We start from the raw sequence: 19703 nt of genomic DNA on the forward strand, positions 1-19703 counted from the left end.
GAGATTTGTCCGTGAGGAAGGCTCTAAAGGACAAAACTGGATTGAAGAGTCAGAGATTTGTCCGTGAGGAAGGCTCTAAAGGACAAAACTGGATTAAACCATCAGAGATATGTCCTTGAGAAATTTCTCAAGACCAAAACTTCGCCAGGCAGTCAGGAGAAATGGTTCAGAGACGCCTTCTCAAGGCCAAAACTTCATACCCGGTAGACTATACTCAGAATGAGGACACAAAACTATACAAAGTTCAGTAGAAAAACCTAACTAAAAGTCCGCCACCAGCAGCCAGAAGATATCCTCATTATTGAACCTGGTACAGCTAAAGGGAGGAAACCACGCAAATAAAAAACCAGGACAAGGGAAGCAGACCATTAAAAGTCTTTTGCTGCTTCTCTTGCCCTAGTTATTCCGCCGGCTTTGATTTGTTCCGCTTTTTCGGGGTATCTTGTGTGGCCTTCAATGATAATTCCTTTAAAGTCATCGATTCCGAAGAAGTTCATCATCACCCCGAGATGGCGGTGGCCCATTTCCCACTCTGCTTCCGGGCCCTCAGAGTAGATGTCTCCACGGGCCTGTATGTGAATGGCTTTTTTTCCTTTTAAAAGTCCTTGTGCTCCTTTTTTGGAGTATTTGAATGTCTTTCCCGAAACGGCCACGGCATCAAGGTAGGTTTTCATGATGGCTGGGAACGAGAAGTTCCAGAGAGGGGTAACAAAGACATATTTATCTGACATTAAAAATTGTGCGCCTAACTCTGCTAAGCGTCCGACCTTGGCTCTTTCCTCAGGGGCTAATTGGGTGAAGGACTCGCCGCTCCGAAGTTTTTCCCAGCCGCTGAATACATCACGGTCGAGATAAGGAATATCCGCCTTGTAGAGATCCAGGTGTACGATTTCATCATCGATATGGGATTCTTTATAAGAATCAATAAACGCTTTTCCTACTGCCAGGCTGTATGATTCGTCACTCTCTAATGGGTGAGCAGTAATATAAAGAACATTTGCCAATAAACTGATACTTCCTTTCATCGTGAACTTTTAAGCAGAATGGCTGTTGAAATCGTTTCCAACAATTTATACAGAGAATTATCGATTTCCGGCTTAATGGTCCTTCATCCAGTTTGTTGCCCAGTCGGAGATCGGGCCAAGAATTTTCCCAAGCTCGGTTCCTTTTTTCGTTAAGAGATATTCAGTCCGTACCGGTCTTTCCGGAAGAACATGCCGCAAGACAATTCCATTCTCTTCAAGCTCTTTCATGCGCTCGGTTAATACCCGTTTACTCAGGTCAGGAATAATAGAATTTATTTCGCTGAAACGTTTTGGCCCGCTTAATAACACGTAAATAATTAAACCCGTCCAGCGCTTCCCCAGCAGTTCAAAGGACTTTTCTATCCTAGGACACAAGTTTGGTTGCTCCTCCACAAAATATCATCTCCTTTTGATAGCCACAATTTATATCTAATGTACTAATTGTAACCTAATATAAAACACAGCAAAAGTTTTATTGTTTAAAATTGTCTATATTTTCAAATTTAATATTTTTGGCATAAAAAAGGATGCTTTATAAAAAAATGGAGAAAAAGCAGCACTGCCGGACTTCTTCTCCATCATCCTATATAAGGCAAGCCAGTTCTTTTAAAGCTCTGTGTTCAGGCTTCCTTGTTGAATTTTGCCTAGTTTCTCTAAGACCGTCAATTTTTCTTTCACTTCAAAAATATCCTTGGCGCTGACAACATTTGTCTTCCGCAGTTCCTCGATTTCAGACTCTACTTTTTGTTTGAAAGCAGGGGATTCGATTAGAATATAGCGGACCAATTCCAGAGCCGCCGCGATTTCTTCTTCATTTTTAATAGAAAAAATGCTTTGTTCTTCAGGATTGAATATGGAAATCCGATCCAGATCATATGAAATGGAAAGACCAAAGTAGCTGGTTTCTGTTCCATAATATTCATTGTCTCTTATTCTGGTCAATTTTACTCCGGCATTCAGCTTATAATCGCTGAATCCGTCTTCTGGCAGTTCAATATTTGAAAGGATGATGTTCGATTCTTCATCCATATAAATTTCGGATTCAAATTGGGTTTGTAAAACTTTTGACTCTACTAAAAGCATGCAAAGAACCTCACTTCATAATTAAACGAAAAGTAACAAGTGAACAAAAAGTAACCTAAGTGTCTCTATTATATCAGAAAAGGGCAATAGTTCAATGAATAGCCTGCTTTTTTTGCTCATTTTATTGAACTTTTTCTCATAAATTAAAGAGGTAAGCGCATACATTTCTTCAGTTTATTTTATACGGCAGAATCCCCAGGTTTACTGGGCGTTTCCAGATCATATGAGGGTGGTTTTCTCCCCAATAATCAAGCAGGAGATAATTCGGTTTTCCCAGCCACTTTGTCCATATACGCTGTGCATTTTGATAGCCGCTGTCCAAACAGAACTCCCTAATTTCTTTAGCTTGAAGAGTAAGCAGAATTGCATTGAAAAGCAGCCTGCCAATTCCTTTATTTTGAAAGTCTGGATGCACCAATACAGTGCCGATCTCCACCAGGCGGCTGTAAGAGCCATTTGTACATTCGGCAATTAAGGTGCTGCAGGGACCGAATTCAACTGTTCCCAGGATGTGATTTTTGGGGTTTGCAGCCAGAAGGAAAAAGCGGTCTTCCCCCAGGCTATCCAAATCCAGTTTCAGAAGCTTCTCTTTTGATTTAATTTCCTGCCGGATGTCTTCCTTTAGATGGGTTAGGCCTTCATTTTGGAAGGTATCCTCAATTACATATTTGAAAAAAGGATGAAGCACAATTTCATCCTTTTTCTCAGGCCTGCGGATCGTTACTGATAGCATAGAGTTCCTCTCCTTTTAAATAACCTTTCTGCAAATTGGTAAAACAAAGGGAATAACTTTTACCTTAGTTACTGCCATGGTGAGATACCGGGCCGGTAACGCCGGGCTCATCATAGGAGAGAATATCCACAATCATATCAAAACAGATAAGGGAATAATGCACAGCCTTTTTTCCTTCCTTAAATGGCCCCTTTTCACGGATAAAAGAGTAATAGCGGGATTTTTGATAAATTCGGAAGGCTTCCCCTGTGTATTCATCATCATTTAATCGGGTATAATCCTCGACTATGGCTGAATAAGAGATAAAGGTAGGAAAGTCGATCGTAAGAATGGATATCTTCCCTAGGGTATCGGGGGCAGGGTAAAGGAAAGAGTTGTTTCATCTTCAGCCATTTGGAAGACGATTCTTAAAGCCGAATCACCGTATATCCGATGTTCAAGCTGCTGCAGAGCAAGATAATTCCCTTTCGTTTTTACGAGTTCATCAAAAGTCATAAGGACATTCCTCCATATTCATTTATTCGTTCTCTTTTGCACGAATCCCTCCTTGGAAACTTCCTATTTTGAAAGGGGAATTGTGGGATGAAGGAATTCAAAAGTCTGAGGAAAGATACTCTAGCTCTTAGTTCATCAAAAAAACAGCATCGGCTGAACCGACACTGTTTTTTTGTTTTCAGGCTTCCATCTTGGCTGACTTCTGAACCGCTGCGGAGGACTTTTTCTGGCGCCTGGCCGACTCGCTTAATGAAGAAGGCAAGCACCAGGGAGACAAATCCGATCAGCAGGATAACAAAATACGCCTGGTTGATTCCATGGGTCTGTGCTTCCATGATCAGATGCTGCTGGGACTCGCCTTTGGCATGGCCTGCTGCCATGGTATCCAGAAGGTGCGTCTTCGTGCTGCTGGTCATAATGGTCACAAGCAGGGAAGTATCAAGGGCTCCAGCCACCTGTCTTACAGTGTTTGAAATGGCTGTTCCATGAGCATTCAGGCTTTGCGGCAGCTGATTTAAGCCGGCTGTCTGTATCGGCATCAAAAACAGGGCCATACCGATCCGTCGTCCCGAGACATCAGGATCATACGTATAGCTGGCTGAATCGGTCAAATGGATGAAGCTGAAGGTAGAGGCGATAACGATGGCGATGCCAATGACGGAAAGCTCTTTAGCGTCGAACCGGTCAGAAGGACTGGGGAATTCACTGCAAGGGCGGAAACAATGGTGCCGAACAAGGGAGATGATCATGGAGCTAAAAACTGCTGACGGATCGTAAAGCGCTGCATTTAAAAGGCTGTTAAGGGAATCAGCACCCCATTTACCAGCATATAGCCGGTCGTAAGCCCCTGTGCAGTTGTAGCTGTAATATCAAAGTCTTTCATTAATTCAGGGATCACAACACTCTTGATCGTCTGATTAAAGGTGGCAATGAACGCACCCAGAATCATAATGGCCAGAATAGGCCCTTTTTTTATGGAGCGATCTATGGCAGAACTCTTGCTCACTTCCCCCATCCTTTAAGGGTCAATCTAGATTAAATTTACAATGTGTTGTATAATTTACATTATATAAAGAAGATTATAAGAACGTTAGATTAAGTTTACAAGTTACATATTTTCAGGAAATGTATCGTAGTTTACAGTTTTTGAAAATATGTCGTTCACTCATATAAAAAGCGACACTTACCAATGTTTTGCAGCTATATTAATTAGAAAGGATCAGAATAGGATGGAACAGAAAAAGACCCATACAGATCCCAGGATCCTGCGCACCCGTCAATTGATAAAAGGCGCTCTGATTGAGCTGCTGCAGGAAATGGAACTCGAAAAAATTTCCGTTAACCGGCTGGCAGAGCGTGCCACCATCAATCGGGTAACTTTCTATCTGCATTACCGCGATATTCCGGATATGCTGGAAAAAATGGCGGAAGATATGATTGATGAAATCTCGATCGTTTTAAACGAAAGAACAAAGGATGAGGCACCTCCTGGTAAGGGCGATTGGGCCATGATGGTTAATTTCCTTGAATATATAGCAGGGAATGCAAAATTCTATAAAATCGTTCTGGCATCCAAGCAGATTCCCATTTTTAAGGACCGCCTGCTCTCATTTTTGACAGAGATCATTGTGAAAAGAATTGAATCGAGGGTAAGCAGCTCTCATTTGGTGCGTGAGGGCATTCAAGATGATATTTTGATCTGGTACAATTCCTCTGCTCTTATTGGGACGATTATTGCGTGGCTAAGAAATGATATGCCGTACACTCCATCTTACCTAGTCAAACAATTTTCTATGCTTCATCACAGAGGTTTGAATAAGGCAGATAGCCCATAACCTTCTTCTTTTTGATTACTGATTCATCACGAGGACTAAATCTGCATAATAGGAGAATGGTGTATGAAAGCGTTTGAAATCATGATCAAGCAAGTGTATAAAGTGAAGGAAAGTGACACAGTCAGATCAGTTATCGAAAAGTTTATCGAATATAATATAAGCGGACTGCCTGTGGTGAATGAGCGAAATGAAATCGTTGCATATGTCAGTGATGGAGATATCATGAGGTATATCGGGAAACATGAGGAGCGGATCATCGATGTATTTTATAATATCTATGTCTTTAAAGAAGAAGAAGAGGAATTCGTAGAAAAATCAAAAAGACTGCTGGATTTAAATGTCCTAAAAATTGCAAAACGCAAGGTGATTACAGTCTCATGGGAGGAAAAAATTGAAACAATTGCCGCCATCCTTGGTAAAAGGCAGATCAAAAAACTCCCCGTTCAGCGAAATGGCGTACTAGTCGGGATCATCAGCCGGGGGGATGTGATCCGGCATTGTTTTAAAGCGTTTCTGTAGCCCTTTTCAAAGTTAAAAGCGTTTTTCTCATTTTTTTCCATCTAAACTTTTTCTTAGTTGTCCATGCAGGCCGAATTTAAAATAATCTGCTGTTATTTATACGGAAACAAAACCGATTTCTGATGCTTTACAAAGAGAAAGGAGGGAAGCAGATGCCAATCGAAATCAAGGATGTTCTTTCAAAAAAGATCCTTACCGAGGCAAAGGGATATCTGGATGTCGGTTTTACACATTCCTTGAACCCATACAGCGGCTGCTCTTTTTCCTGCCGCTACTGCTATGTAAGGGAAATGCCCATTCAAAAGTTCAAGGATATACCTTGGGGAGAATGGGTCGACATCAAAACGAACGCGGCTGAAAATTATCGGAGTGAACTGTTAAAGCTGCGTAAAAAGAACAAGACGGTAAATATTTTTATGTCTACCGCCACAGATCCATACCAGCCGATCGAACGGAAAGCAGCCATCACCAGAACAATACTGGAAGAAATGATTGAAAGCCCTCCTGATTTTGTTCAAATCCAAACCAGAAGTCCCCTGGTTACAAGAGATATCGACTTACTAGTTGAATTAAAAGAAAAATGCGGTGTGCTCGTATCCATGACAATCGAAACAGACCGCGAGGATATCAAGAGAATTTTTGCTCCGTCTGCACCTGGGATCAGCATGAGGCTGAAAGCTTTAAAAGAAGTACATGAAGCAGGCATACCGACTCAAGCTTCGATTTCTCCTGTTCTGCCATTCTCTCCTGACTTTCCAAGAGAACTGGATGGAATTGCGGATCATATCTGGATTGATACCCTGAGTATCGGGGATGGTTCCATGGGAAGGCGGTCCAAGAGACTTGGAATGCCGGAATTATTTAGAGAACATGGGCTCTCGGAATGGTATCAGGAAGACATCCATCATAAGGTAGAAAAATATTTTACGAAATTTTTTGAGCGGGAACGAATACGGATCTCAAAACCGGAGGCATTTCCGATTAAAAAGACTTAAACAAGGGGTCTATGGAGGATCCCTTGTCCATTCCTGGCTATTTTCGTCCAAGGTTTTCTATATATTATATATTCATCCTGTGCATGATCCAATTTGCTATGAGTCTCCTTCGTTTCCGGGAGGTGTATATAGAAAGATTCCTCTTTTTGATAAGTAGAGACGATCTCCATTGAAGAAATATGGTAAAGCAGACGAATAAATTCTCCGTGTTTATACACCACAATACCTGTTTTGCTTCTTAAGATCCTGGGTTGATTCTCTTCTTGAAGCCTTCCATTTTCCATCCTAATCACTTGGTTAATCGCAGCATCATATTTCTGTTTGTTTTTCTCTTTTATCCTTTCATAATCATCTCCGCAGGAAGACAGAAAGAACACCATGATAAACAGGCTGATCTGCTTATAGTTCATTAGATTCCCCCTTTATATTTTAGAAAATTATACCAATCGAACGATAGTTATATTATAATCTTTAGAAAACATAAAAAGGGGATCAGTCCAATGAATGATTGCTTTATTTGCAATAAGCATGCTGGAACGATTGATACCGCGGGAATCATGATTTATGAGGATGATTATGTATATGTGGGGCATATTGACCGAAATGGCAGACCCAATTATTTGGGACATATTATGATTGACCTAAAAAGGCATGCCCCGATTCTTGCCGATCTGACTGAGGAAGAAGCAAAAGCATTCGGTATCGCCATGGCCCGAGTGAGCAAGGCGCTTAAGGAGAGCGAAAAGGCTGAGCACATTTATTCACTCGTATCAGGAAATTCAGTTCCGCATCTGCATATGCATCTCATTGCACGTTACCCTAATACCCCAAAGGAGCATTGGGGACCTATGGAGGTTTACGATTGGGAGGACGCCCCTATGGGGGACAACGGAGCTGTTGTCGAGCTTTGTACTCGTATGAAAACCTATCTAGAGAGTAATGCTTAGGAATGATAGGATCAAGAAGATACAGTTATCACAGTTTCATTCCATAGATGTGAGTGAGTGTATGGTTTCAAGTATCAACTATAATTTTTTATCAGTAAAGTACCAAAACTTATGATTACCTTATTAAAGCCTACATACTTTATTAGTATGTAAGGACATATTATTGTGGCATAGAAAATCATTCTTACTTATAATAGGGATTGGAATAAACAAAAATAGAATGCAAAAAAGAACAGGGGCAGCTCTAGTGAATCAAGGTAGAAGACAAAATAAAACATATCGATTGACTATGTTAGGTTTACTTATAGCGATTATTATTTTACAAACATTCATTCCATTTCTCGGATATATTCCAATTGGACCTTTAAGTCTGACTATTATTCAAATTACCGTTATTGTTTCCACGTTTGTTCTGGGTCCCCGAGATGGAGCCATTATTGGGGGAGTATGGGGGCTGATTACTTTCATCAGGGCTTTTACAAATCCGACAAGCCCTATCGCACCCATCATATTTGTTAATCCGCTCATTTCTATATTCCCTAGAATCATGATTGCTCTCGTCGCTGGATATTCTTACAAGTGGATAAAAAGGACTAAATTAGGAATGATGGGATCGATGCCCATTGCTGCAGTGCTGGGTTCTCTAACGAACACTATTCTCGTTTTAGGGTTGACGTATCTCTTTTACAAAGAATCTTATGCTAACGTTTTGCATATGGATGTGAGTCAAGTATTACCAGCTTTATTAGCTATAGTAGCTACTAATGGCGTTGCAGAGGCGATTGCTTCGTTTATTTTGGCTCCTATTATCTCAAGGCCTTTATTGAAATTAAGAAAACATTGAAATTTGATCAATTAGAAAGAAGACTCTCTTTTAAGAAGTCTTTTTTTGTTTCCCTACTTAAATATTTCCCTACTACCAAAATATCTTCGTAAACTTTATATTGTGTCGTTGACATCATTTTTTAGGATTAATGTACCAATTTTTTAAGTATACCTTTCAATCGGTCAATCTTGGGTAATTTTCCGGCAACTCTAGGTCTGCGTTACAAAAAAAGCGACCTATTTAGGTCGCCCATATGGTGAGAAGAAGACGGACCAGCTGTCCTCAAGGGCTTCTTCTTGATCAAAGCCAAATACTTGAATTATTCTGGTGCATAGCATCTTTGCAATAGAATCATTATCTTTGTCTTCTTCATTATCTTTTCCTTCAAGTTTTTCAGCCTCTGCTCTGATCTTTACTAATAAATCGTAATCTGAAAAATCTGAGAGATTTATACCATTATGCTCTTCCTCAACCTGAATTCCTGTCTCGTTAGCTACGGATTTAACAAAGTCTTTCAAATTTGTAATTGTTTCGATTGCTTTTTCATTGGTTGTTCTTGCTTGTAACTCATTTGACAACAATAAAATTTTAGAGATAGCTTCATGAGACAAGATGTACACCCCTTTGAATTTATTTCCTACTAATAATTCACCTTTTATATGGATGGCAAACGCATACTTTTCGACAGCATCCTACAGAAATGGTAACCTGGTAACCTTCCTACGTTCTTCTTTCTATGTATTCGTTATCTTAAGGAGGCCCGACACAATAAATTGTATGCATCTATAAATCGTTGGGATAAAGTCAAAAAAAACGAGGGCAAAAGAATAGTGGCCCACTACTTGTAACTCCAGCTTTGTCATACTTAAAATTACACATCCACAGACAGGGTTACAATCCAGACATTTTGACCCGCATGATAAATATCTTGCTGACAGACTTTAACGTCTATTCCTCTTTACAGCATAAAAGCGATAAAACCTTTAGCCCTGGTTTATGCTGGAAAACGGGTGGGTAATTGTAGGTTAACTCAAATGAAAATCGGAGTAAAAATACTATAGGTCGGGGGAGCAGGCATGGTAAGAAATCATACTATAATGCAGTTTTTTGAATGGCATGTGAAAGCGGATGGCTCCCATTGGACTTTTTTGAAACAGAATGCTGCCCAGCTAAAGGCAATCGGAATCAGTTCAATCTGGATTCCTCCCGTGACTAAAGGGTTATCATCAGAAGATAATGGCTATGGCATCTACGACGGCTATGATTTAGGAGAATTTGACCAAAAGGGAACCGTACGGACGAAATATGGCACGAAGGAAGAACTGCTTGACGCGATTTCCGCATGCCAGGAGCTTGGACTTTGTATTTTTGCCGATGTAGTTATGAATCATAAAGCAGGAGCCGACGAAACAGAGACTTTTCAGGTAATAGAAGTGGATCCGTTAAACCGGAATGAAGAAGTTTCAGAGCCTTTTGAAATTGACGGATGGACTAAATTTACCTTCCCGGGCCGGAAAGAAAAATACTCTTCGTTTAAGTGGAGTTTTGAACATTTTAACGGGACCGATTATGATGCCAGAACGGACAGGACGGGTGTCTTTCGTATCCTCGGGGAAAATAAACGCTGGAACGAAAATGTGGATGATGAATTCGGGAATTACGATTACCTAATGTTTGCAAATATCGATTACAATCACCCGGTTGTGATCGATGAAATGTTTTCCTGGGGAAAATGGCTGAGCGACACGCTGAATTGTGATGGATTTCGATTAGATGCGATTAAGCATATAAATCATGAATTTATCAGTACGTTTGCAGGGGAAGTGCGTAAACACAGAGGCGATGATTTTTATATGGTAGGGGAGTTCTGGAATCCGGAGTTAGAATCCTGCCGGAAATTTTTAAATGAAGTGGATTATCAGATTGATTTATTTGATGTCCCGCTTCATTACAAATTTCATGAAGCTTCTAAAGCAGGGCGTAATTTTGATCTTACCACCATTCTGGAGTATACACTGGTCCAGTCTCATCCAATGAACGCGGTAACTTTTGTCGATAATCATGATACACAGCCAAATGAGGCGCTTGAGTCGTGGGTAGATGACTGGTTTAAGCCGAGCGCCTATTCCCTAATACTGCTGCGCAAGGACGGATATCCTGTTGTCTTTTACGGAGATTATTACGGAATAGGGGGAGATGAGCCCATTCCGGGTAAAAGGGAAGACCTTGAACGCCTTCTTTATGCGAGAACTCACAAAGCCTACGGCGAGCAGGAGGACTACTTTGACCACCCAAACACCATTGGCTGGGTTCGGCGGGGTGTAGACGATATAGAAGGTTCAGGGTGCGCGGTAGTGATATCGAATGGAGACGAAGGCAAAAAGCGGATGTATGTGGGCCAGCACCGGGTTAAAGAAGTCTGGACCGACTTAACTCTCACACGAGAAGATCGAATCACGATTGAAGAAGACGGATTCGCCGTCTTTCCAGTGAATGGGGGGAGTGTTTCGGTCTGGGCACTTGCTGATTAAAATGAGTGGGCTTGGTAACGCTTCGCTTTGAACTTCCAAGGATAAACCAGTCTTAGCTTTGTAGTTCAAGCTCCTCAATTAATTCGCTTTAAAGTTGTAAATGGGTTTCATAATATGCTGAATTCCAACAGAGCCGGTAATATTAAATACAATTTCTTCTAACGGCTTATAAACCATTGGAGCTTCATCATTCACTGATGTGGTCTATACACTAGCCATGGTAGCATGGAATTCTTGAGGCCTACTTTTTCCTTTGCTATGGAGCGGCTCATGATTCTTCCTGCCCCATGGGGCCCTGAGAAGTTCTAATTTTGATTGCCTTTACCCATGGCTATGATAGAATCATCACGCATATTGATGGGAATAAAAGCCCTCTCATCCTTCTGAGCTGAAATCGCTACTTTACGAAGAATCCTATTTTCCAGCGCTTGCTCCCTACAAGTATGCCAAATCCTTGTTTATCTATGGCTTCTAGATATTAAGAAGAGCTTCTTGTATTTCTTTCAGCCCAAAACCATTAGGTATCAAAGTTCACTTCTGTTTTTGTTTTTCGATAATTGCCACTTCCATGCCGCAGCCAATATCCACACTAACCAAATAAAAAAGGAATTATTAAACCGATCCAGACAACAAAGAAGATTTAAATATGGTACGCTGGGTAAAGAAGCTTAATAAGCGACGGAAAGCTGTAAAGTAAAACTGGTTCAACATGAGACGACGGACATTATGAAAATCCACTGTTGTTGTCACTTCTTTCGGAGGATAAAGTTATCTTGTCTAACGATCAAGGAGGAGATAGTAGTGAAGGAAGCTACGGCAAAGGTAATTGACACTTTCCCTGTATTATCTGATCATGGTGTAAATCTTAACCAATGGGGAGCTATAGGTCTAGGTAAGACAGAAGCTGTCTTCCTACAGTTAGCCATGTTTTTTGAGGACCCTGAGGAACATCCTTTTGATTTGGGTAGTATCGTACATCATTTAGATGAGGAATGGATTCCATTAGCCTTAGAAGTAATTTATTTATATTTTTTAAAGGACACTTGCTTATTATCTGGAAATAGCGAAGTCTTACTAAACAGATTAGAACAAGTAAACAGTGAATCGTGTTAAATTTCGCCGGTGTTAGTAGGTGTATTGTTTCATACTTTTGGACGGGGAGAGAGGAATGTAAGTAAATAATTCCTCTCGCTGCTTCCGGTAGGATTGCGCTGTTTCATTTTATTTCTCTATAGCGAAGATGAGAACTCTTTTCGGCTATATAATGTGCCATTTAAAGTATAACTTGGAATGCCCAGTTTCCTATTATGTTTTTCAAATAACCATTGCTTATTTACCCAAGTAGTTTGATGAATGTAAATAGCCAGCCTTTTAAGCTCTTTTCAAAAGAGCCTTTTTGTTATCTCTTTGCCCTTGGGAGGATAGAGCTGAAACAAGTTTTTAATATCATTTTAAAAGGGCTTTATCTATTTTTATTTCATACTAGTTTAAAGGAGAATGTTTGCTTTTGGGATTGATAATAACTAAAACATCAAAAATAAAATGAGAATTTACACTAAAATCCGAAATATAATTATGCATTTATGATAAATATATGTTTTTTATGTTGTTAAAAGTGCAAATACCCTATATACTAATAAAAAAATTACTTTTCTATATGTAACTGGCGCACATGGAGAACCATGAGGGAGCATATAGAGTTAAACGCCGTACGCCTGGGCAAACACTTGATCAATGAATCGAGTGTTTTTTTATTTTCCTAGGGAGAGGTGCAGATAGGGATGAGTAATTTGCAAAGAAAAATGGGGACATTTGCTTTAACCATGACTGGTATTGGTTCGATTATCGGGTCAGGTTGGTTGTTCGGAGCATGGAAAGCTGCCCAGATTGCTGGACCAGCGGCTATTTTTTCTTGGATTATTGGAATGATTGTTATTTTATTTATTGCACTTTCTTATGCAGAGCTTGGCGCTATGCTTCCGGAAGCCGGTGGGATGGTTAAGTATCCTCAATATTCACATGGTTCTTTTATTGGATTTCTAGCTGCATGGGCGAACTGGATTTCAATCACTTCGACGATTACGGTGGAAGCCATTGCCTCGGTCCAATATATGAGTACGTGGCCTTGGAAGTGGGCTGAGTGGACGCATTCTCTCGTTCATCAAAATATCTTAACGACCAAAGGAGTACTCGTCGCTGCTTTGCTGCTATTGGTCTATTTCTTCGTTAACTATTGGACTGTCAATCTTTTTGCTAAGGCAAATTCATTTATAACCGTTTTGAAATTAATTGTTCCAGGTGTAGTGGTGGGAGCGTTATTTTTTGCTGGATTCCATGGGGAAAACTTTACAGGTTCTCGAGGAATGGCACCATATGGCGGGGCCGGCGTGTTAACAGCAGTTGCGACTTCTGGGATCGTGTTTGCTTTTAACGGATTTCAAAGTCCCATTAACATGGCAGGGGAAGCGAAATCACCGAATAAGTCGATTCCGATTGCTGTGATTGGGTCGATTTTAATCGCTGGTTTTGTGTATATTCTTTTACAAGTAGTATTTATCGGTTCAGTTGATCCATCTATGATTGTGAACGGATGGAGTCACCTGAATTTTAATTCGCCTTTTGCTGATTTGGCATTAGTTCTTGGTCTTAACTGGTTATCAATTGTATTATATGCTGATGCATTTATATCACCGTCAGGGACAGGGTCAACATATACTGCTACAACATCGCGGATGATTTATGGTATGCAAAAAAATGGATACCTGCCGAAAATCTTTGGTACTTTGCATCCACTATATGGTGTTCCGCGTCCAGCTATGTTATTGAACTTAGGTGTTTGTTATATCTTTTTATTTTTATTCCGCGGGTGGGGTGTACTAGCTGAAATCATTTCAGTGGCTACTCTTATTTCATACATTATGGGTCCCGTTGCATTGATCACATTAAGACGTACAGCTGCTCATTTTAACCGGCCATTTCGCTTAAAAGGTGCTTCCGTTATTGCACCTTTGGGATTTGTTTTTGCATCACTTACTTTATATTGGGCGCGCTGGCCGCTAACCGGAGAAGTCGTGTTCATCATGGCCATTGGGCTTCCGATCTACTTATATTACCAGGCAAAAAATAAATGGATTGGATTCAAAAAACAATTTTTTTCAGGTGTTTGGATGCTTCTTTACTTAGGCTGTATGATTCTGATCTCGTATATTGGAAGTGAGAAATTCGGCGGAAAAAATATTCTTCCATTTGGCTGGGATATGCTGGTCATCGCCTGTCTTGCACTTTGCTTCTATTCTTGGGGAGTGAAAAGCGGGATTAAAACAGAATTTATGGATAAGGCGGAAGAAATCAATAAAGAAGTAGCGTAACGAAGAAAACATGGTTGTTTATGACCATGTTTTTTTGCTTTATTGTTTCTGTGAAAAGTAAAATTCTCATTAGGAGGACTTTGCTTTTGAATTTGGTTATTTTGTTGTATGTGTACTGTTCATGAGTATCAAGTAAATGGCCCGGGACCTCAATTTCGTTAATCAGATAGACAGATCAGCTATCTTTTTATAACCTTTTTAGTAGGAACTTATCTAATTCACGTACTTTATCATATGACTTTACTAGTTGTTCAGGAACCAATGTTCTCCCATATTCCCAGGCATTTATTTCAATTTCAGATTGTAGATTTACTTTTTCTTCTTCGCCTCCATACGCTAAAATTCTTAAATTAGACTTGTTTTTCTTAAAATACAAATAATAACCAATCTCATGGTAGAGAATAATTTTAACCATATTTTCTTCTGTTTCTTTAATTCTAATTTTTCCTTTATAACCATTTACTTCAAGATAATTAAATTTGATTGTATTAGTTGAAACGTTATAACTCATGGGGGCCGTTAGGCTATTGTTAAATTCATAATTAATATCTAATTTGTGCTCAAGTAATGTATCTTTAATTATGTTCTCGATATTCCATATATTTATCATTTTTTTTCACTACCCTTCAACTATTTAGACCCCATATTAAAATGGGGTTACGACTACCTAAAGGTGAAGAACATGATACGTTTCCTCTGAAATGATGTAGTTCGAAATGGAACTTCAGCTTTAGGCGCATAATTAACCTTATCAATATGATAATAAACTTATGATATGAAAGGAAAAAACGCAAGCAAGGCGACCAGGATAATGAGAATGGGAACAAAATTCTGAAAGAGTATAGGTCTTGCTTGCTACATAATTTTCGGTGTTATAAAATAGGTAGTTCGTTAAGAAGTTCAAATATCTTCTATTTTCTCTTAAACGTCAATCTTTTCTGATATCGTTATTTATTATGATTTTAAGCAACGAAGCCATCAGTGTAATTAAACCTTCAAAGCTTGATTCTTAATGCTGGTTCTATCACCATCACGGGATTGCGGTAGCCGAATTACAGTCTTGAATACGCGGGCTACTCTCTAGGGGTGAAATATGTTGGAGGGAGTATTGGAGAAAAAGTTGGCAGAAGAAAGAGAATTATATACAGCCTGATGCTTGGGTGGTAAAATCTTGTGAACGTAATCAATAATGCCTAGAAAACGAAAAAGAAGTCTACCTCTTAATAGGGATTAGACTTCTTTTTCGTATTATTTTTGTTTTTCAAATTGTAGAATACCTTTGTCAACAGATACCCATCCTTTATACCCCAGATGGATCGTATCTTTAAAGAAATATTTATCGTACTCATGACCGGATAAGTCTAAAATAGGAAATCCGTTCTTTTCAATTTGTTTTTTAACCTTCACATAATAATCCGTGCGTCCTTTGGTTGGAAAACCGGTATAATCTGACCAGTAACCATTGACTGGAACGGAAACAAATAAAGGTTTTGCATGAGCTTCTTTTAGTACATCGAGGACCAGTTGCAGATCTTGATATTGTGTAGATTTTGCATAACTTGCTCCCTTTTTATATCCTTGAAGTTTTTCCAAATTAGGTTGTAACATGGCTTTATAATACAAATCATTCACATAGAACGGATTGGTTGTTGTTTTTTTTGCAGCCATATGGCCGGCAGCGTCTTCAAGTTCAGCCCATGATTTATTATGTGTGAGGGCTGGTTTTGGATGAAGTTTTTTCAAATGGACATCTAGTAAAGAAAGGATTAAATCTCTTCGTTCCAACAAATGTAAAAAACCATAAGCAAAGGGCTTGATGACCATGGCTTTGGTTTGGTGCCATTTATCATGATATACATTCGCCTCCAAAAGAGAAGAAAGCATCCAATCACTTTTGACTACATTAAAGGCTAAAAGGCGCTTTGAACCTTCTGTCACTAATGGGTGATTCAATTTTGGGTTTAACGCAAATTGGTATCCTTGTAAAACAGAAAAGTTGGGTGCAAAGTGGGATTCATCCGAGCCTTTAGGCACAAACCATTGTGGTGATAAGACGAAAACTATCCTTTTGCCTTTTAACTGATCTGCATGAGCTGAAAAGTTTAAAAAGTGAATGAGTGCCTCAGTCCCCCCGGTTCCGACTAAAAACGGCGTGAAGCCCTGTGGATTCACATGAAAATAGTTTGACGGATGAAAAGGGTCTAATCGAGACAATTCAGAAGAACCATAAATAGGCAAATAGGCAGGATTTTCTAACATTTTTTGTTGAACTAAATAGCCTTGAAACATATTGTGGTCTAATCCTGCTGCATCTCGCTCCACCAACTTCTCATTAATCAAAGGCAGTAACCATTGGGCTGGAAAAAACAAAAGAATGGAAAATAAGATGACTGCCATAATTAAGGGTTTAAAGGAGGAGCGGACCATTACCGATTCTCCAATTGACCAATAATTGCATTCGGAGTATTCCATTCTTCTCTGACAAAATCAGAAATCCCCACTGTGATCTCTAAACGATCTTCAATTTCAACAAGCAATGAAACCGTTCCGAACGAATCCAATAGACCTTCATCAAATAAATCGATATTTAAATTTTCTCTTACAATATCCGAATCACAAATCTCTTCTAAAATATCCAACACTGTCTCTTTTACTGTCATGATAATTCCTCCTAATATTAAAATAATCGACCGGAAAAGATTAAAAATCCAAAGCAAATGAAGTGGAAGGTGATGACGATCGAGATTGCATGTGTCCATTTATTCTTTTTCCAGAATGAGTATTTTTTGTTTTTTCGTGCAAACCAATCAAAACTGATGATTAAAAGAGCATGATATAACCCGTACACAATATAGTGAAGTTCCAGACCGTGCCATACCCCCATTAATAAAAAGAGAAGCAGGTAACCAAGATAGGAAATGGTGAAACGGTTTTTGATCCACTTTTTCTTTTGCATTAAGAAGGCAAATCGCATGTACACATAATCCCGGAACCAAAATGAAAGTGACATGTGCCAACGGTTCCAAAAGTCTTTAATATTTCTGCTCAAAAAAGGAAGATTAAAGTTTTCAGGCGTTTTAACCCCCATAATATAGCTGAAACCGATGGCAAAGTTGCTGTATCCAGCAAAGTCAAAAAATAAATATAAACTGTACAGATACATATAGCTAATATCGGATAGCAACGTATGGTTTTGGATAAAAAGTGTTGAAATTAATTTACTATTGATGAGAAACCCGATAATAAATTTATATAAAAAGCCTAAAAAAATCTTATTAATTCCCATATAAAGAAGCTCATGATACTCTTCTCTGGAAGGAACGGTGCCTATATCCTTTTTAAAACGTCTGTAACGGTCGATAGGACCGGAGGATATGGTCGGAAAAAACAATAAAAACGAAAGTTGTTCTTTTATGGTCAAAGATGTTAACGAACCATCTCGAATATCAATTACCATTTGGACATTTTTAAAGGTTAAATAAGAAATTCCTAAAAATCCAAACCAGTTATTCAATTCGAAGGCAGGCAAGATTTTTATTAACAATAAAGGGATGATGGAAAGAAAAATAGCAAGATAAAAAACAAGTGACGAATTTTGCTTTGAACGATACCGTATATAAACGGAAACAAGGATGATCTCCCAAATGACATAGGCAATAAAGGAATACGCTTGATGAAGGTCAGCTGCGAATGCCATAAAGAGAACGACAAACGTAACGAGAGCGTTATACCAGCCTAACCTTTTTTTTCGGTATCCCGCTGCTACGACAGGGATAAGCAAGATGCCAACAATCATAAAATAAAGTAAAGTTGCATAGGGCGTCATGCAATAACCTCATGTAATACTCTTTTTCGGTCTACCTTGCCGTTATTCGTCATGGGAAGAGCTGGGCGATAAACAAACTTTCTCGGTACCATGTATTGCGGTAATAGAGCACGCAATTCTTTTTTTAACTGACTGGTAAGTTGAAATTCCTTTTCGAATTTATGAGGAGCTGGGACGATCACCGCTGTTAAAAATTCGCATTTCCCGTCTTTGTAATTAGGTACAATCATAACGTTTTGTACTAACGGCAGGGAAGAAAGCTGTGCCTCAATCTCTTCAAGCTCCATCCTGTATCCATTCACTTTCACTTGGAAATCCATTCTTCCTGCGTAAAATACCAATCCATCTTTTTTATAGCCAAGGTCTCCTGTTTTATAAGCAGGCTGCCCATTGAGGACGAAAAATGAGTTACGAGTCAAACCTGGTTGATTCAAATACCCTTTGCTCACATGGGGTCCGGTTATAACAATTTGACCTTTTTCCCCATCTGGTTGTTCATCAAGTGATTCTGACAGAATATAAACTTCGCCATCTTTTTTCGAAATGCCAATTGGCAATGATTCGTACTTTTCAATCAAGGAATCATCCACATTGATACTTGTTGCTGCTACTGTACATTCAGTAGGACCATACGTATTGAATACAGTGGCATTTGGGAACCTCTTTCTCAATTTTAATGCCGTAGAACTTGGTAATGCTTCTCCGCAAAATAAAAATGTTGTTAATTCAGGGAGTAGAGATGCTGAAAACTGTTCATCCGATAAGCAATAGTCCACAAAGGAAGGAGTAGACGTCCAAATATTCGCGGAGGACTTTTCAAGCGATAAAAATAATTCTTTAGGCGCTGCCACATACTCTTTGGGCAGCATCCAAAGGGTTCCTCCTAAGAATAAACTAGGAAACAGATCCATCACTGACAAATCAAACGAAAAAGGTGCTTGGTTTAAAAAGACTTGGTGGTTTGCTAAACCGAAGTCATTCGTCATCCAGTGAATAAAACTCATTAAATTGTTGTAAGAAATTTGGACACCTTTTGGATTTCCTGTGCTCCCTGACGTATAGATGATATAAAAGTTTTCATCATTGAGAACATATGACTCGGAAGAAACGGTTTTTCCTTGATTCTTTACGAGTGCATCTCGTAAACGATCTCCATTCAAAGAATGGGATAGATGTTCCAAACCTACTTGAGGCAGATCAGTAGGTGATAGCATCATTTTAGCTCCAGAATCTTCTATAATTTTTGCAATTCTTTCATCTGGAATAGATGTATCAACCGGAATATACGGATGACCTGATTTAACGCATGCTAAAAAACAAACAAGCATTAATGGTTCCATGTGACCATAAACCACAATAGGAGTAGAATGATCAAGCAAAAGATTGTTTAAAAAATCAGCTAAAGACTCGGACATATTATAAAGCTGCCTATAGGTAAGGCTCTCATTTCCGCATGAAAAAACGGTCTTTTCAGGATATAATTCAGACCATTTTTGTAGTTGTGAATAAAAATTCATGGT

The 19703-nt window shown here is 39.2% G+C and carries 22 protein-coding genes, 1 pseudogene and 1 riboswitch; of the genes and pseudogenes, 8 read left to right on the forward strand and 15 right to left on the reverse strand.

All coding sequences use genetic code 11. The features are described from left to right. Window positions 1–368: 368 nt before the first annotated feature. The 7 genes from H539_RS0123830 to H539_RS33300 all read right to left on the reverse strand — a co-directional run bounded on the left by H539_RS0123830 (window position 369) and on the right by H539_RS33300 (window position 4342). On the reverse strand, window positions 369–1004 hold the full coding sequence (locus H539_RS0123830; RefSeq protein WP_026695601.1) for an FMN-dependent NADH-azoreductase: 636 nt from the start codon (window positions 1002–1004) through the stop codon (window positions 369–371). A gap of 93 nt (window positions 1005–1097) precedes the next feature. After that, complete coding sequence (locus H539_RS0123835; RefSeq protein ID WP_425414765.1) at window positions 1098–1400, reverse strand: winged helix-turn-helix transcriptional regulator; 303 nt, start codon at window positions 1398–1400, stop codon at window positions 1098–1100. Between the two features lie 231 nt (window positions 1401–1631). After that, the gene (locus H539_RS0123840) at window positions 1632–2108 is read right to left on the reverse strand and encodes a hypothetical protein (RefSeq protein ID WP_026695603.1); all 477 of its coding nucleotides are present in this window, start codon (window positions 2106–2108) and stop codon (window positions 1632–1634) included. Between the two features lie 169 nt (window positions 2109–2277). Further along, the gene (locus tag H539_RS0123845) at window positions 2278–2841 is read right to left on the reverse strand and encodes a GNAT family N-acetyltransferase (RefSeq protein WP_026695604.1); all 564 of its coding nucleotides are present in this window, start codon (window positions 2839–2841) and stop codon (window positions 2278–2280) included. A gap of 342 nt (window positions 2842–3183) precedes the next feature. Then, window positions 3184–3336 (reverse strand): hypothetical protein, encoded by a 153-nt coding sequence (locus H539_RS31810; protein WP_155890237.1) that lies wholly within the window; start codon window positions 3334–3336, stop codon window positions 3184–3186. After that, window positions 3333–4085 carry an MFS transporter gene (locus H539_RS0123860; protein WP_026695606.1) on the reverse strand — a complete coding sequence of 251 codons (753 nt, stop codon included), beginning with the start codon at window positions 4083–4085 and terminating at the stop codon, window positions 3333–3335. Before H539_RS0123860 ends, H539_RS31810 begins: the two co-directional genes overlap by 4 nt. Window positions 4086–4123: 38 nt before the next feature. Then, window positions 4124–4342, reverse strand: a complete 219-nt coding sequence (locus H539_RS33300) for a hypothetical protein (protein ID WP_026695607.1) — start codon at window positions 4340–4342, stop codon at window positions 4124–4126. Between the two features lie 223 nt (window positions 4343–4565). On the opposite strand from H539_RS33300, the gene H539_RS0123870 reads away from it, so the two are divergent. From H539_RS0123870 to H539_RS0123880, 3 genes are all read left to right on the forward strand, one after another. Next, window positions 4566–5171 (forward strand): TetR/AcrR family transcriptional regulator, encoded by a 606-nt coding sequence (locus tag H539_RS0123870; protein WP_026695608.1) that lies wholly within the window; start codon window positions 4566–4568, stop codon window positions 5169–5171. 63 nt (window positions 5172–5234) lie between these two features. After that, a complete protein-coding gene (locus tag H539_RS0123875) occupies window positions 5235–5690 on the forward strand; it encodes a CBS domain-containing protein (protein ID WP_026695609.1) in 456 nt (151 codons plus the stop codon). A gap of 152 nt (window positions 5691–5842) precedes the next feature. Then, window positions 5843–6685 carry an SPL family radical SAM protein gene (locus H539_RS0123880; RefSeq protein WP_026695610.1) on the forward strand — a complete coding sequence of 281 codons (843 nt, stop codon included), beginning with the start codon at window positions 5843–5845 and terminating at the stop codon, window positions 6683–6685. On the opposite strand, the gene H539_RS0123885 is transcribed toward H539_RS0123880, so the two are convergent. Then, window positions 6682–7095: a hypothetical protein gene (locus H539_RS0123885; RefSeq protein ID WP_026695611.1), complete on the reverse strand. Its 414-nt coding sequence runs from the start codon at window positions 7093–7095 to the stop codon at window positions 6682–6684. The genes H539_RS0123880 and H539_RS0123885 overlap by 4 nt on opposite strands. Window positions 7096–7185: 90 nt before the next feature. Between H539_RS0123885 and H539_RS0123890 the strand changes: the two genes are divergently transcribed. Both H539_RS0123890 and H539_RS0123895 read left to right on the forward strand, forming a co-directional pair. Continuing rightward, window positions 7186–7632: an HIT family protein gene (locus H539_RS0123890; RefSeq protein ID WP_051348775.1), complete on the forward strand. Its 447-nt coding sequence runs from the start codon at window positions 7186–7188 to the stop codon at window positions 7630–7632. Window positions 7633–7879: 247 nt separating this feature from the next. Then, window positions 7880–8476, forward strand: coding sequence for an ECF transporter S component (locus H539_RS0123895; RefSeq protein WP_026695613.1), 597 nt, complete (start codon window positions 7880–7882; stop codon window positions 8474–8476). 218 nt (window positions 8477–8694) lie between these two features. Here H539_RS0123895 and H539_RS0123900 read toward each other — a convergent pair whose 3' ends face one another. After that, window positions 8695–9069, reverse strand: coding sequence for a hypothetical protein (locus H539_RS0123900; RefSeq protein WP_026695614.1), 375 nt, complete (start codon window positions 9067–9069; stop codon window positions 8695–8697). Between the two features lie 465 nt (window positions 9070–9534). Here H539_RS0123900 and H539_RS0123905 point away from each other — a divergent pair, with 465 nt between their 5' ends. Continuing rightward, window positions 9535–10989 carry an alpha-amylase gene (locus H539_RS0123905; RefSeq protein WP_026695615.1) on the forward strand — a complete coding sequence of 485 codons (1455 nt, stop codon included), beginning with the start codon at window positions 9535–9537 and terminating at the stop codon, window positions 10987–10989. A gap of 78 nt (window positions 10990–11067) precedes the next feature. On the opposite strand, the pseudogene H539_RS32945 reads toward H539_RS0123905, so the two are convergent. After that, window positions 11068–11414: pseudogene (locus tag H539_RS32945) on the reverse strand (RtcB family protein); the annotation flags it as partial. 376 nt (window positions 11415–11790) lie between these two features. On the opposite strand from H539_RS32945, the gene H539_RS0123910 reads away from it, so the two are divergent. Together H539_RS0123910 and H539_RS0123915 are read left to right on the forward strand one after the other, a co-directional pair. Beyond that, the gene (locus tag H539_RS0123910; protein WP_026695616.1) at window positions 11791–12102 is read left to right on the forward strand and encodes a hypothetical protein; all 312 of its coding nucleotides are present in this window, start codon (window positions 11791–11793) and stop codon (window positions 12100–12102) included. 536 nt (window positions 12103–12638) lie between these two features. After that, window positions 12639–12717: riboswitch (ZMP/ZTP riboswitch) on the forward strand. Between the two features lie 53 nt (window positions 12718–12770). Beyond that, complete coding sequence (locus H539_RS0123915; RefSeq protein ID WP_026695617.1) at window positions 12771–14357, forward strand: glutamate/serine transporter AimA; 1587 nt, start codon at window positions 12771–12773, stop codon at window positions 14355–14357. Between the two features lie 187 nt (window positions 14358–14544). Here H539_RS0123915 and H539_RS0123920 read toward each other — a convergent pair whose 3' ends face one another. The 5 genes from H539_RS0123920 to dltA form a co-directional block, all read right to left on the reverse strand. Continuing rightward, window positions 14545–14967: a hypothetical protein gene (locus tag H539_RS0123920; protein ID WP_026695618.1), complete on the reverse strand. Its 423-nt coding sequence runs from the start codon at window positions 14965–14967 to the stop codon at window positions 14545–14547. Between the two features lie 638 nt (window positions 14968–15605). Then, window positions 15606–16784, reverse strand: a complete 1179-nt coding sequence (gene dltD / locus H539_RS0123925) for a D-alanyl-lipoteichoic acid biosynthesis protein DltD (protein ID WP_026695619.1) — start codon at window positions 16782–16784, stop codon at window positions 15606–15608. Continuing rightward, window positions 16784–17017, reverse strand: coding sequence for a D-alanine--poly(phosphoribitol) ligase subunit DltC (dltC, locus tag H539_RS0123930; protein ID WP_035323994.1), 234 nt, complete (start codon window positions 17015–17017; stop codon window positions 16784–16786). Before dltC ends, dltD begins: the two co-directional genes overlap by 1 nt. A gap of 17 nt (window positions 17018–17034) precedes the next feature. Next, window positions 17035–18183, reverse strand: a complete 1149-nt coding sequence (dltB, locus tag H539_RS0123935; protein ID WP_026695621.1) for a D-alanyl-lipoteichoic acid biosynthesis protein DltB — start codon at window positions 18181–18183, stop codon at window positions 17035–17037. Then, window positions 18180–19700 carry a D-alanine--poly(phosphoribitol) ligase subunit DltA gene (dltA, locus tag H539_RS0123940; RefSeq protein WP_026695622.1) on the reverse strand — a complete coding sequence of 507 codons (1521 nt, stop codon included), beginning with the start codon at window positions 19698–19700 and terminating at the stop codon, window positions 18180–18182. The genes dltB and dltA overlap by 4 nt, the downstream gene beginning before the upstream one ends. Window positions 19701–19703: the final 3 nt, after the last annotated feature.

Origin of the sequence: Peribacillus kribbensis DSM 17871 (genome assembly GCF_000430765.1) — a bacterium.
In the GTDB taxonomy this organism is placed as follows: Bacteria; Bacillota; Bacilli; order Bacillales; family DSM-1321; genus Paraperibacillus; species Paraperibacillus kribbensis.